This window comes from Streptomyces sp. 4F14, from assembly GCF_048159485.1.
GTDB lineage: Bacteria > Actinomycetota > Actinomycetes > Streptomycetales > Streptomycetaceae > Streptomyces.
The window spans coordinates 250793-262671 of the sequence record NZ_JBLRVY010000012.1; the positions used below are offsets into that span (position 1 = coordinate 250793).

The window sequence follows — 11879 nt, forward strand, 5'->3', positions numbered from 1 at the left end:
CCATGGCGTCGGCCCACCTGTGAGACTGCGGGTACCGACGGAGGAACCGGTGGGGGCAGGATCCGGCCGGTCCGTCGGGCACACCGACCGCCCGCGCACTCCCGCCGCGGGCGCCGCACGGAAAGGGAGCCGTCCCCATGCCTGGTTCTGGCCGAGACACAGAAGAGGCCCGGCCCTGGCCCACCGGGCCGGGGCAGCCGGTCACCGACGGGCTGGTCGAGGTGGCGACCTGGAAGACGGACCGGACCCTGACCGTGGTCCAGGCCGCCGGGGCCGCCTGGCGGATCGGGCTGCGCGCGGGTCACCACGTCCATCTGACGCGGACCGGGGACCCGGCGCTGGTCTCCTCCTTCGGCAACGCCCAGCTCCTCGGCGCCGCCCACTCACTCGTCCTCGACGACAGGACCGTCTCCTGGGAGGTGGCCGACGGCACGCGGCTGTGGAAGGTGATCCTCTCCCCCGACCGTGCGGCCGACGGCAGCCTCGGCGGGGTCGTCGGCGCGGCCTGGTGCATGTCCGGCGCCGTGGCCGCCGTGGACGTCGCGCGGTGGCCGGCCGGTCCCGCGCCGGCCCCGCCCGCGTCCGACCTGGACCCGCTGCTGTCGCGGCTCCCCGTGGGGGTGCTGAAGGTGTCGGTCCAGGACACGGTGCTGGGTGCCAACCCCGCCGCCGCCGTCCTGTTCGGGGCCCCCGCTCCCGAGGGGCTCTCGGGTCTCCCCCTGCACCGCCTCGTCCGCGCCGGCCTGCCCGGCCCGGCCGGCGAAGGGGAGGCGGCCTCCGTCGTGTTCGTCCGTCTCGACGGCGCCGAGTTCCTCGCGGACTGCGTCCGGATCCCCTGGCAGAGCGGGCCGGCGCTGCGTGAACTCCTCGTGTTGGGGGAGGTGTCGACGGTCCACCCCGACGACGGAACACGCACCCCCGCACGGCGTCCCACGCTCACCCCGACGGAGGCGTCGATCCTGGAGCTCACCGCCCAGGGGCTGACGAGCGGCCAGATAGCGAGCCGTCTGCACTTCAGCCGCAACAACGTCGAGTACCACCTCGGCAACCTCCGCTTCCGCATCGGCGGCGGCAACCGCGTCGCCCTGATCGCCCGCGCCTACGCCTGGGACCTGCTGCGCCGGGGCGTCTGGCCGCCCGCGGTGACGGCCGGCCGCCCGGTGCCCGGGCCTGCGCCCCGGCCGGCGCCCCGGGCCACGGCCTCGTGATCACCCGTCGGACGGCCCGCCCCGGGACAGTGCGAGGCCGGTCAGGAAGCGGGAGGGGATGTGCTCGCGGATCAGGAGGTGCATCAGGCCCGTCAGGCGGTAGCTCTCCGTAGCGTCGGAACCGGGGCGTACCTCCACCAGGCCGGCCACCACCAGGTCGTCCAGGACTTCCATGCCGGCGCCGGGCGGGCAGCCCAGGAGGGCGTCCACCACCGCCGGGGAGAACCGGCGCTCGTCCCGCAGGACGAGGCGCTGGAGGAGGACGCGGGAGGTGGGGCGCAGGTCGTCGTAGTCGGCCCGGAGGGCCGCGCGGACGTTCGACTCGCCGGTGGAGAGCTGGTCCAGGAGGGTCGCGTCGTCCATGAGGGACTTCAGGTGCAGGGACAGGGGCCACTGGGAGCGGCGGTTGAGCCGGCAGGCCAGGGCCGTCAGGGCCAGCGGGTGCCCGGCGCAGCGCTCGGCGAGGCGGCGGGCCGCCGCCGGTTCGGCGAAGACGCGGGCGGCGCCCACCAGCCGGGCCAGGAAGCTGACGGAGGCGTCCATGTCGAGGTGGCCGAGGCGGATGCGCCGGGCCGCCGGCTGCGCGCCCCACGGCAGCCTGCTGACCAGGATGACGGCGCTGCCGGAGCCGTCGGTCAGCAGGGGAAGGACCTGCTGGAAGTCCTGTGCGCCGTCGAGAACGACCAGCACCCGGCGTTCTCGCAGTACTTCCCGGTACCGCGCCGAGCACTCCTCCAGTGTCGGCGGCACGTCGGCGGAGGGCGTGCCGAGCGTGCGCAGGAACGTCGCCAGGACGGCGTGCGGGCCGACGGGGGTGCCGTCCGGGTGGCGCATGTCGTGGTACAGCCGGCCGTCGGGATAGTCGGGGGCGAGCCGGACGGCGGCGGCGATGGCGAAGGCCGTCTTGCCGATGCCGCGCGGGCCGGAGACGAACACGGGCCCGGGATGCACCCCGGGGGCGGCCGGGGCCGAGCGGGACGTCCTCGCCCCCGTCGTTCTCGACCGCCGCAGGGCCTCCCGCAGCGTGAGGAATTCCTCGGTGCGGCCGTCGAGGTGGTACGTGCCGGGGGTGGGGAGGAGTTCGCGGCCGAGGGCCGGGGGGCGCAGGGCGCCGTGGGGCTCCAGGCCGAAGCTGCGGGGTCCCTCGGGGTCCCGGCTCTCCCCCGCCGGGTAACTCATGTCTTGCAGAATCGTTTCATGCAGCTGTCTCAGTTCGGGATCGGGTTCGAGTCCGAGCCGGTCGCGGTACTCCCGCAGCGCTTCCTGGTAGACCGCGATCGCGTCCGCCCGCCGGCCCAGCCGCTGTAGGGCCTTCATGTTGAGCGCCCGTAGCCGCCCGTGCAGCGGATGCTCGGCGACCAGCGCGGCGATCTCGTCGACGATGTCGGCCGCCTGCCCGAGGTCGAGCTGCGCGTCCAGGCAGACTTCGAGGACATGGAGCCGGCGCTGTGCGAGCTGGCGGGCCACGGACTGGACGACCTCGCTGCCGACGTCCGCCAGCGGCTCGCCCGTGAACAGGCCGAGCGCGCGCCGGGCGAGGGCGACCCCCTCGGCGGTCGTGTCGGGGGTGGCGCGGCGCCGGATCACGCGCAGGGCCTCGGAGACCTCGCGCTCGAAGACCATCAGGTCCACCTCGTCCTGCTCGGCGACCAGTTGGTAGCCGGGCGGGGAGGTGACGATCCGTCCGTAGAGGCCCGCCGCGTCGAACGCCCGGCGCAGCCGCGAGATGCAGATCTGGATCTGGGTCCGCGCGGTGGAGGGGGCGTCGTAGTTCCACACCGCGTCCGCCAGCCGCTCCACCGAGAGCACCTTGTTGGTGTTGAGGATCAGCTGGGAGGCGACGACCCGCTCGCGTCCGGCGGGGAGCCGGATCACCCCCTGCGGGCCGGTCAGGCGGAGCGGGCCGAGAACTCGAAAGACAGGTTCCAACGCTCCGCCTCTGTTCCGACGGCAGCCCCGTCTAGGTCCTGTGCCTGCGGCTTTCCCCCAACTCGCCCTGAACTCAGTCTACTCACACCGCAGACTTGATTGAAACATCCAGCATTGCCGGGCAATTCACGAATGTCATCAGGGAGTTGCGCTGTTCGGCAACCCCGGCGCGGCCCGGTACGGGGCCGCGCCGGGGCCGGGTCAGGGCGGGCCCGGCTCCGGCGCATCCGCCGTTCCCCCGTTACAGCCAACCGAGTTGAGCAGCCTTCACGCCCGCCTCGAACCGGCTGCGCGCTCCCAGACGTTCCATGATGCCGGCCATCGTCCGGCGGGCCGTGCGGGCCGAGATGAACAGTTTGGAGGCGGCCGACTCGTCCGTGTGCCCCTGTGCGATGAGCACCAGCAAAGCCTTCTCCTGCGCGGAGAGACCGCTGCTGTCGGGCCTGCGGTCACTGCCGAACGGCGTGGCCACGTCCCAGACCTGCTCGAAGAGCGCCACCAGGGAGGCCACCATGCCCGGCTCGGTCAGGTACATCGCCCCCTTGCGGCTGTCCTCCGGGTCGATCGGCACCAGCGCGGAACTGCGGTCCACCACCACCATCCGGGGCGGCAGCGCGGCGACCGTACGGAACTCGCCGCCCCGGTCGGTCAGCCAGCGGGCGTACGCCAGCGTCCCTTCGTGCTCGCGTACGGAGTCCAGCCCGATCGTGCGTATCACCACGCCTCGGGCCATGACCCGGGCGTCGTTCTCCCGCGCGGCCTCCAGCGCGGCCGCGGACTGGGCGCCGCCCGGCATGAACGTCTCCACGGACCACTCGACCTCCTGCGAGAACCGCTCCAGGCGCTGCTGGACGGCGTCGATCCCCTCCAGCCGCTGCACCCCCTCGGTGGCGGCGGAGGCGACGCTCGCGTTGCGGTCCGCGAGCATCCTGAGCACCATCGACTGGCTCGCCGAGATCTGCTGCTGGCGGGCGAGCAACTGCTCGTGCTCGCGCGCCAGCAGGTTCTGCAGGCCCACCACGGGATCGACCGCGACGAGCCGCTCCGGCTCCGCGTGCGAGCGGCGCACCATGCGCAGTTCGAGCAGGACCTCCAGGGCGTCGCGCACCTCGGTGACGTCCAGGCGCAGTCGCTGCGCCAGCGCCGGCACGTCCGGTGCGGGTTCCTCCAGCGTCGCGCTGTAGACGATCTCCTGCACCCGATCGAGCCCGGCCAACCCGAACACGGCCTTCATTCCCGCTCCACCTCCGCCTCCGCCCGCCGAGAGTACTGTCCCATCCACCCCGCAGCGCCCCGGACCAGGGGCGCCGGACTAATAAGCCACTCGATGCGGAAAACAGCAAATCGGCGACAGCCAAAGGCTCGTCGCCGCTTCGCATGCCACGCGAGAAACGCGTCATCGAACATGACCTCCATCCTGTCCGGGGCGGTATCTCAAGGGGGCCGCCACCCCTTCGGGGCACAGTAATCGCCTCGCCCGCCTCTTACACAAAGGGGCCGGACTTTCGGTCCGCTATCGCTTCCCTATCCACCTGCCGACGCGGGCCGGCGCGGGTCCGCGTGAGGCAGGGGCCCTGGCCGGAGCACGGTCGGGGCATCCGGCGCGCGGCCGACGGGGGGTGGCCGGAGCCTGCCGGGCACCGCCGCCGCTGGCCCAAAGCGGCCGGGCCGCTTTTCCCGCTTCTCCCGACCGGTGCGGAACTCCAGAATCGATAACGAAGCGAGGGACGCGGCGACGCGGACAGCGAAAAGGCGAAGAAGCGCCCCCCGCTCCACCGGAAAAAGAATGAGCTTTCCGAATTCGGAAGGCCATCGATTCCGGGGCGCAAAGGAAGTCCCCCCACCAATTCACCGCAATTCTTCTGGAGGTCCCCCCATGTCTCGTACTCTCCGTTTCCACGGGTTTGTCGCCGCCGCCGTCCTCGCCCTGGGCGGTCTCGCCCTGCACGCCGAGCAGCCGGCCGCCCAGCACGTGACGACCGTCCGGGCCGACGGCGAGGCCGGCGGCGACGGCCTCATCTGGGACTGACTCCGTCGGTGCGGTCGGGGCCCTGGGCCCGGTCGGGGCCCGGCTCCCAGCCGGTCTCCTGGGCCCAGGCCGCGGCCTGACGCAGCGTCGCCCAGATGAAGGGCCCCTTGCCCTCGGTATATGCCTGGCCGTCATGCGGGTGACGGGCCGCCAGCTCCCTTTTCGTCCGCGCGTACCGCCGGGCCGTGTCGGGACGGGCGCGCAGGAAGTCCCTGAAGACCAGGTTGAGCTGCTCGTCGAGGCTGCCCGCGCGGCGGACGTGGATGTGGACGCGGCGGGCGCCCTCCGGCTCACGGAAATACCGTTTCGACAGGTCCGGATTGTCGCGCCGGTAACGGAAGCCGAGCCCTTCCAGCGGGATTCGGAAGGCGTCGTCCGGGGTGAGGGCGGGCACGGAGATCTGTACGTCGATCACGGGCTTCGCGTCGAGTCCCGGGACCGAGGTGGAGCCGATGTGGTCGATGCGGACGGCGTCCGCCAGGGCCGGCCGCAGGCGGGCGGCGAGGGCCGCGAACTCCGCCGGCCACGCCGGGTCGTACGGGACGATCTCGATCGTGCGGGTCACGCCGGGGCCTCGGCGGTCGCCGGGCGGCTCAGCTCGCGCTTGTAGCGGGGGGTGAACTCCACCTGCGTCGAGTAGACGCTGCGCACGCCGCCCCACTCGTGCCACAGGAAGTTCAGGTCGACGGAGGCCACCAGGCGCAGGCCGAGGTCCAGTTCGTCCTGCCGGCGCACCTCGACGTAGGCGAGGTCGGGGTGCTCCCGGCCCGCCGGCCAGACCAGGTCGATGCCCTCGACGCCCTTCAGGTGGTCGCCGAGCTCGACCTCCCGGCCCCCGTCCCAGATCTCCCAGTACCCCTGGTACTTCCGCGGGGCGTCCTTCTCGTCGAAGTGCAGGGACGGGTTGACGCGGGCCACCCCGCCCGGGGCGAGCAGGCGGTTGCACTCCCGCAGGAACGCCGCCTTGTCGTCGTACAGGTACATCGACGCCTGGCTGTAGACGAAGTCGAAGGAGCCGTCCGGGAACGGGAGCGGCTTCGAGGCGTCGCAGAAGGTGATCCGCGGCAGCGTGACGCCGGCCAGGTCCTGTTCCGTGAAGATGCCCCGCTCCACGGCCTCCGTGCGCATCCGGCGTTCGTCGCCGTCGACCGGGGAGTAGTTGAAGCCGTGCACCTCGACCGCGTCCCCGAACGCGCGGACGAGCTCCATCATCGCGACGCCGTAGCCGCAGCCCGCCTCCAGCAGACGGACCCTGCCCTGCTGTTCGATCCTGGCGGCCACGACCGTCTCGAAGTCTCCGAGATACTTCTGGGCGTGGGCCAGGCCCCGGTCCCTCGTCATCTGCTGGTCCCCTTCCGGGCTGTGGATGCGCCGCTCTTCCGGCTCTTGCGAGCGACCTTAGCGAGGGCTCTGCCGCTGTGACCGGGACATTTCACCGCGTGGAACAGCGGGTTCTGCGGGGAGCGGGGGCGGCGGCAGGATCGGGGCGACGACGCCTGCGACGACTGCGGAGGGCCGATGCGGATCCGTTGGAACACCCTGCCGGGCCTCGCCCTGCCCGCCCGCTGCGACCTCTCCCCCGCCACCCACGCCCTCGTCAAACCCGACGGGGTCGCGCGCGGGCTGTCCGGGGCCGTGGTCGCGGCGCTGCGGGACGCGGGGCTCGACGTGGAGGCGGTCGGGTCGCTGCGGCTGCGGGATGCCGACGCGCGGCGGTGGCTGCCCGAGAAGGCCGACGAGCCCGACGGGGCGCTGACCCTGGCCTATCTGTGCGAGGGGCCCGTGGAGCTGCTGGCGGTGCACGGTCAGGACGCGATCCGGCGCACACTGGCCGTGAAGCGGTGGCTGCGGGCGGAGTTGGGGTGCGGGGAGCGCAGGAACGTGATGCACTGCCCGGAGACCGTGGGGGAACGGGACCATGAGCGGGCGGTGTTCGGGGAGTTGCTGCGCCCCTGAGACCTACGCCGCCGTCGCGATCGTCACCATCAGCATGACCGCCTGGGCCTGCGTGAGGGTCGCCCCCGGGACCGCCCACACCACCGCCGCCGTCAGCAGGAGGGCCGCCGGCACCGGAAGTCCGCCCGGCAGGGACCGGACCGACGCCCGGGCCGTCGCGGACGCCACCGTGTCCGCGTGCCGGTCGTGGCGGTCCACGAGCAGCGGCATCAGCCGCCATGCCGTCAGTTCCGGCCAGCCCTTCGGTTCCACCGCCGTGCGGACGATCCTGCGGATGGCCCGGGAGGCGTCGGCGGCTTCGCCGGTGAGGGGCGGACGGGCCGTCGGCGGGCGGAGCGGCAGGCACAGGGGGAGCAGGGCCAGGGCCAGGGCGGGGTGGATGGACAGGGCCGTGGCGACGCGGACCGTCCGGTCCACGGCGAAGCCCGCCGGGCCCGCGCGCCAGGCGCCGCCGAGACAGCACAGGGCCAGGGCGAGGGCGAGGACCGTCGCGGGACGGTCCGGCGAGGCGTGGGCCGTCCACCAGCCGAGGGAGGAGCCGGCGGCGGTCGTGGCACAGAGGAGGGCGGGGCGGGTCATACGGGCTCCGGGGCGGCGGTGACGGGTGCGGAATCCAGGCGCAGGACGCAGGCCCCCCGCGCGCGGGCGCGGTCGAGGGCCCGCGCCAGAGCCGGATCCGGGGACGCGGCGAGGCAGATCAGGGCCGGCCCCGCGGGCAGGTGGGCGGTGAGGCGGGCGGCGGTGACGGCGGACCAGGCGGGGTCGTCCAGGTCCACGCCGCGGCTGTACTGGGCGGAGAGAAGGGTCCGGGGGCCGTACGGAAGACCGGCCACCAGGCCGGACGGCAGGGGGCCGGTGCCCAGCGTGACGTTGTCCGCCAGGGTGGCGAAGCCCAGGCGCAACGGCTCGGGCGCGACCAGGAGCACGGGGCCGGTGGCGGTCGCCATGAGGCCGCGCAGAACATCCACGGCCGCGCGGCTCGTGGCGAGGCGGACGGACGCGCCGGGCGCCGCGCGAACCTCGGTGACGTGCGGGCGTCCTGCGGGTCCTGGCTGGGTGAGCCGGATCCGCAGGCCGCCACCGGACAACGGACGTACGGTCAGACGCTCGGCGGAACCGCGGGGTGCGCGGGGACGGGCCGCCGTCGCCGACAGGGCGCGCACCCGCCGCAGCGCGGTGACCGCGTGCCGCGGTGCCGTGAGGTCCTGGAGGCCGGCCCCGGCCCGGTACAGCAGGACGGCGGCCAGGGCCGCGCCCGTCTCCAGTCCCGGCCGGGTGCCCGCCGTGAGGAACGCCGTCAGCGCCAGGGCCAGGGCGGACACCCGTGCCGTCACGGGCCTGCGCCGGGTCCGCCGGGCCAGGGCCAGCCACCGCGTACGGCCGAACCCGGCGTCGGCGGGGGCGTGCCGCCGCACCCGGACGGCCCCGGCGAGGACCGCGACCCCGGCACAGAGCCACCCCGCCGGGGCGTACGCCGCCCCCAGTGCCGCGCAGACCCCGGCCACGACCCCCGTGTCGCGCACCAGCCGGGCCGCCGGGGCGACCGCCGTCCCCGGCTTCGGCTCCCAGCGCACGGCCACGCCCGCCGCCGCGTGCGCGGCGTCGGCCAGCTCCCGGTCGTCCGGGTCCAGCCGGCGGGCGTCCGCCGCGCGGGCCAGCGCGTTCAGTACGGACCGCCGGGCCGCGTGATCGACCGCGCGGGCCGCGCGGGGGACCAGGGCCTCGTCCAGGGTCCGGGCGGCCCACCACACCGCCGCGCACGCGGCGAGCGCGTACCCGGTGGCGGGGCCGTGCCGCAGGAGCAGCGCGGTCGCCGTGACGGGGGCCGCCGCGCGCAGCAGGGCGGCCGTGAGGGGGGCCCACAGGACCCGGTGGAGTCTCACGCGGACGACCGCCGGTCCAGCAGGCGCAGGACGGTTCCGGCCTCGTGGGTCACGGGATTCCAGCGCACCCGGAACGTGGGGACCGGCAGGTGGGGGGCGAGGACGGCCGGCGGAGGCGGGGTGTCGTCCCACCACGGGGCCGGGGCGGGCAGCAGGTGGGGCAGGAGCAGGGGCGTGGCTTCGTCCGGCGGGACCCGGGTCACCGTCGGGGTCCTGCCGGTGGCGTGTTCCAGGAGGGCCACGCGGGTCAGGGGGGCGCCGGCCGAGGTGCGGGTGCCGAGGAGGCCGTGCAGTTCGGTCTGGGTCAGGAGGGCCTTCGGCGGCTTCGGCGTCTTCGGTGTCTTCGGCGTTTTCGATGTCTTCGGCGCGGGGGCCGGGCCGCCGTGGCGCAACAGCCGTACGGCGTCCACGCGTTCGGCGTGCCCGGTGGCCCGGAGGGTGCCGCGGCCGAAGCGGGCGGCGACGGCGGCGCCGACGACGTGCCACCCGTCCTCGCCGGGCAGCAGCACGCTGCGGTCGCCCGCGACGAAGGCGCCGCCCCGGGCGGCGAGGGCGAGGGCCAGGGTGCTCTTGCCCGTGCCGGAGGCCCCCGCGAAGAGGGTGGCGTGCGGGGCGGTGGCGGCCGACGCGTGGACGGTCGTGCCGCCGAGGCCGGCGAGGGTCACGCCGAGGAGTTCGGCGGCCAGGGTCTCGGCGGGGCGGAACCGGTCCGGGCCCCGCTCCTCGCGCAGGACCAGCCAGTCGTCCCCGCCCCGGTGGACGTACGCGTACGGCGCGTCGCCGGCCCTGACCCAGGCCGGGCGGCCCTCGACGACCGTGCGGTGGTGCGGGACGTCGCGGATGAGGACGACAGGACCCGTCGGCCCCCGCCACTGCTCGGGCGTTCCCGTGCGCGCCTCGATCCTGAACGTCCGCAGGGGCGCGGCGTACGGCAGGTGGTCGCCGGTGACCGACAGGTGTGCGGCGAACCAGCGGTGTTCCGCCGGGTTCCCGCTGGTCAGCTCCCAGCGGACCGGTCCCCAGGTCAACCGGGTCCGGTCCGGCGCCGGGGCGGGGCCGTCGGGACAGGACGACACGGACTGCGGCTCCACGGCATCGGCTCTCGGGACGGGCGCCGGGGTGGGCGCGGGACGGGCACGGGGAGTGGACGGGGCGAGGCGCGGGCACCTGGCCGGTCCGGCCCACGATGCCCGTGCCCACCGCTCTGCGCAGCCGCCGGTCCGCCGCACGGAACGGACGCCGCCCGCGCCGGCCGGACCCGCGTCCCGCCTCGCCGTTCTCGCCGTTCCGCGCGGAGAAACCCCTCTTAACCCAGCCTCCCGGCGCCCCGCAGGATGTGCCCTCATGACAGCAACCGCCCTCGGCGTCCGCGTCGACCTTCATGTCCCCGCCTCCCTCTGGGACGAAGTCGTCCGCGAGGCGGGCGACTTCGTGCTGCCCAGTCAGACCGCCGGCTGGCGCGACGCCGTGTGCGCGGGCGGGTGGCGGGACGCGTCGCGGCTCTACACCTGGCCGGACGGCACGAGGGTGCTGGTGCCGCTGGTGCGGGCGGCCGACGGCGGGACGTACGCGTCCTGGCCCGAGGGCTGGGGCGTCGGCGGGGCCGTGGCGGCGCCGGGGGCGTTGACGGCCGAGCGGGCGCGGGTCGTGGTGGACGACCTGGCCGCGCTCCCCGCCCGGACGGTGTACCTGCGCCCGGACACCGCCTCGGCGCCGCTGTGGGAGGCGCGGATGCCGCCGGGCACCCGCCGCAACCCGCGGCTGACCCAGGTCCTGGACCTGGACGGCGGGTTCGGGCACGTGTGGCAGCACAGGTTCAGCAAGCGGGCCCGGTGGGCCGTACGGAAGGCCGAGCGCTCGGGGCTCGACGTCGAGCGGGACGGTACGGGACGGCTCGTGCCCCAGTTCCAGCGGCTGTTCGAGCTGTCGGCCGTGCGGTGGGCCGGGCAGGCGGGGGACGCGCCCGAGGAGACGTTGCGCAAGGTGCGGGAGAAGAACCCGCCGGCCAAGTTCGCGGCGGTGGCCCGGCACCTGGGGGACGGCTGCCAGGTGTGGCTGGCGTCGCACGAGGGCGTGCCGGTCGCCGCGCTGGTGGCCCTGCACCGGGGCCCGCAGGCCGTGTACTGGGCCGCCGCGATGGACAAGGAGGGCGCCGCGCTGACCCAGGCGCCGACGTACCTGGTCCACCTGATGACCGAGGACGCCTGTGCGCGCGGTGCCCGGACCCTGCACATGGGCGACACCTACCCCGGCACCTCGGTGACGAGGTTCAAGGCGGCCTTCGGGCCCGGCGAACACCCCACGGCCGGCTTCTGGATCCCCGCATCCGCCGCCGGCGCGACACGAGAGGAAGGCAGGACGACATGACCGACCGCCCGAAGAAGGACCGCCACTTCAGGACGCGCTACCGGGTCGGCGGCCTCACGGTGTGGGGTACCTCCCTGGACAGCCCCGAGCGCCGCGCCAACGCATTGCTCGCCGGGCCCGCGGACTTCGGCCTCTACCTCGACGAACGCTGGCACGGCGAGGCCGACGCGCGCCGCCCGTACTTCGTGTTCTGGCCCACACTGGAGGCGCCCGTGGAGTCGGCGCTGCTCCTCACCCGCGTCCGGGAACTCGCCGTCGAGGTACAGGGCGGAGCCACGCTCGAAGTCGCCTGCTTCGGCGGGCACGGGCGGACCGGGGCGGCGCTGGCCTGCCTCGACATGGCGGTGGCCGGGGTGAGTGCGCGGGTGGCGGTGGAGCGGGTGCGGCGCGAGTACTGCCCGCACGCGGTCGGCTCGGCGCAGCTGGAAGCGTTCGTGCTGAGCGCGGAGAAGACACTCGTGCCGGGGGCGGCGTAGGCGTGGGCGCCGACGGGATTCACCCCGTCGG

12 protein-coding genes are annotated in these 11879 nt (G+C 74.7%); 5 read left to right on the forward strand and 7 right to left on the reverse strand.

Going from position 1 to position 11879, the window contains the following annotated elements; all coding sequences use genetic code 11:
• The first annotated feature begins 137 nt into the window (after positions 1-137).
• Positions 138-1208: a helix-turn-helix transcriptional regulator gene (locus ACLZOT_RS22745; RefSeq protein WP_416970849.1), complete on the forward strand. Its 1071-nt coding sequence runs from the start codon at positions 138-140 to the stop codon at positions 1206-1208.
• Here the strand turns inward: ACLZOT_RS22745 and ACLZOT_RS22750 are convergent, their stop codons facing one another.
• Both ACLZOT_RS22750 and ACLZOT_RS22755 read right to left on the reverse strand, forming a co-directional pair.
• A complete protein-coding gene (locus ACLZOT_RS22750; RefSeq protein ID WP_416970850.1) occupies positions 1209-3137 on the reverse strand; it encodes a BTAD domain-containing putative transcriptional regulator in 1929 nt (642 codons plus the stop codon).
• A gap of 241 nt (positions 3138-3378) precedes the next feature.
• A complete protein-coding gene (locus ACLZOT_RS22755) occupies positions 3379-4371 on the reverse strand; it encodes a LuxR C-terminal-related transcriptional regulator (RefSeq protein WP_416970851.1) in 993 nt (330 codons plus the stop codon).
• A 642-nt stretch (positions 4372-5013) separates the two neighbouring features.
• Here ACLZOT_RS22755 and ACLZOT_RS22760 point away from each other — a divergent pair.
• On the forward strand, positions 5014-5166 hold the full coding sequence (locus ACLZOT_RS22760; protein WP_416970852.1) for a hypothetical protein: 153 nt from the start codon (positions 5014-5016) through the stop codon (positions 5164-5166).
• Here the strand turns inward: ACLZOT_RS22760 and ACLZOT_RS22765 are convergent.
• Together ACLZOT_RS22765 and ACLZOT_RS22770 are read right to left on the reverse strand one after the other, a co-directional pair.
• Positions 5153-5731, reverse strand: a complete 579-nt coding sequence (locus tag ACLZOT_RS22765) for a GrpB family protein (protein WP_416970853.1) — start codon at positions 5729-5731, stop codon at positions 5153-5155. The two genes, ACLZOT_RS22760 and ACLZOT_RS22765, sit on opposite strands and share 14 nt — an antisense overlap.
• Entirely contained in the window at positions 5728-6507 is a 780-nt protein-coding gene (locus ACLZOT_RS22770; RefSeq protein WP_416970854.1) for a class I SAM-dependent methyltransferase, read from the reverse strand. The genes ACLZOT_RS22765 and ACLZOT_RS22770 overlap by 4 nt, the downstream gene beginning before the upstream one ends.
• A gap of 177 nt (positions 6508-6684) precedes the next feature.
• Here ACLZOT_RS22770 and ACLZOT_RS22775 point away from each other — a divergent pair, with 177 nt between their 5' ends.
• Positions 6685-7122 carry a nucleoside-diphosphate kinase gene (locus ACLZOT_RS22775; RefSeq protein WP_416970855.1) on the forward strand — a complete coding sequence of 146 codons (438 nt, stop codon included), beginning with the start codon at positions 6685-6687 and terminating at the stop codon, positions 7120-7122.
• A 3-nt stretch (positions 7123-7125) separates the two neighbouring features.
• Here the strand turns inward: ACLZOT_RS22775 and ACLZOT_RS22780 are convergent, their stop codons facing one another.
• From ACLZOT_RS22780 to ACLZOT_RS22790, 3 genes are read right to left on the reverse strand one after another with little or no spacing between them, the layout of a single operon-like run.
• Positions 7126-7701, reverse strand: coding sequence for a hypothetical protein (locus ACLZOT_RS22780; RefSeq protein WP_416970856.1), 576 nt, complete (start codon positions 7699-7701; stop codon positions 7126-7128).
• Entirely contained in the window at positions 7698-9005 is a 1308-nt protein-coding gene (locus ACLZOT_RS22785) for a hypothetical protein (RefSeq protein WP_416970857.1), read from the reverse strand. Before ACLZOT_RS22785 ends, ACLZOT_RS22780 begins: the two co-directional genes overlap by 4 nt.
• Entirely contained in the window at positions 9002-10081 is a 1080-nt protein-coding gene (locus ACLZOT_RS22790) for a hypothetical protein (protein WP_416970858.1), read from the reverse strand. The genes ACLZOT_RS22785 and ACLZOT_RS22790 overlap by 4 nt, the downstream gene beginning before the upstream one ends.
• 268 nt (positions 10082-10349) lie before the next feature.
• Here ACLZOT_RS22790 and ACLZOT_RS22795 point away from each other — a divergent pair, with 268 nt between their 5' ends.
• Positions 10350-11372 (forward strand): GNAT family N-acetyltransferase, encoded by a 1023-nt coding sequence (locus tag ACLZOT_RS22795; RefSeq protein ID WP_416970859.1) that lies wholly within the window; start codon positions 10350-10352, stop codon positions 11370-11372.
• Positions 11369-11848: a hypothetical protein gene (locus ACLZOT_RS22800; protein ID WP_416970860.1), complete on the forward strand. Its 480-nt coding sequence runs from the start codon at positions 11369-11371 to the stop codon at positions 11846-11848. Before ACLZOT_RS22795 ends, ACLZOT_RS22800 begins: the two co-directional genes overlap by 4 nt.
• Positions 11849-11879 lie beyond the last annotated feature (31 nt).

What these genes read in the sequence shown, in the direction of transcription:
- ACLZOT_RS22745 (WP_416970849.1), top strand. Translation starts at nt 138, where the DNA reads ATGCCTGGTTCTGGCCGAGACACAGAAGAGGCCCGGCCCTGGCCCACC.
- ACLZOT_RS22755 (WP_416970851.1), bottom strand. Translation starts at nt 4,371, where the DNA reads ATGAAGGCCGTGTTCGGGTTGGCCGGGCTCGATCGGGTGCAGGAGATC.
- ACLZOT_RS22760 (WP_416970852.1), top strand. Translation starts at nt 5,014, where the DNA reads ATGTCTCGTACTCTCCGTTTCCACGGGTTTGTCGCCGCCGCCGTCCTC.
- ACLZOT_RS22770 (WP_416970854.1), bottom strand. Translation starts at nt 6,507, where the DNA reads ATGACGAGGGACCGGGGCCTGGCCCACGCCCAGAAGTATCTCGGAGAC.
- ACLZOT_RS22775 (WP_416970855.1), top strand. Translation starts at nt 6,685, where the DNA reads ATGCGGATCCGTTGGAACACCCTGCCGGGCCTCGCCCTGCCCGCCCGC.
- ACLZOT_RS22780 (WP_416970856.1), bottom strand. Translation starts at nt 7,701, where the DNA reads ATGACCCGCCCCGCCCTCCTCTGTGCCACGACCGCCGCCGGCTCCTCC.
- ACLZOT_RS22795 (WP_416970859.1), top strand. Translation starts at nt 10,350, where the DNA reads ATGACAGCAACCGCCCTCGGCGTCCGCGTCGACCTTCATGTCCCCGCC.
- ACLZOT_RS22800 (WP_416970860.1), top strand. Translation starts at nt 11,369, where the DNA reads ATGACCGACCGCCCGAAGAAGGACCGCCACTTCAGGACGCGCTACCGG.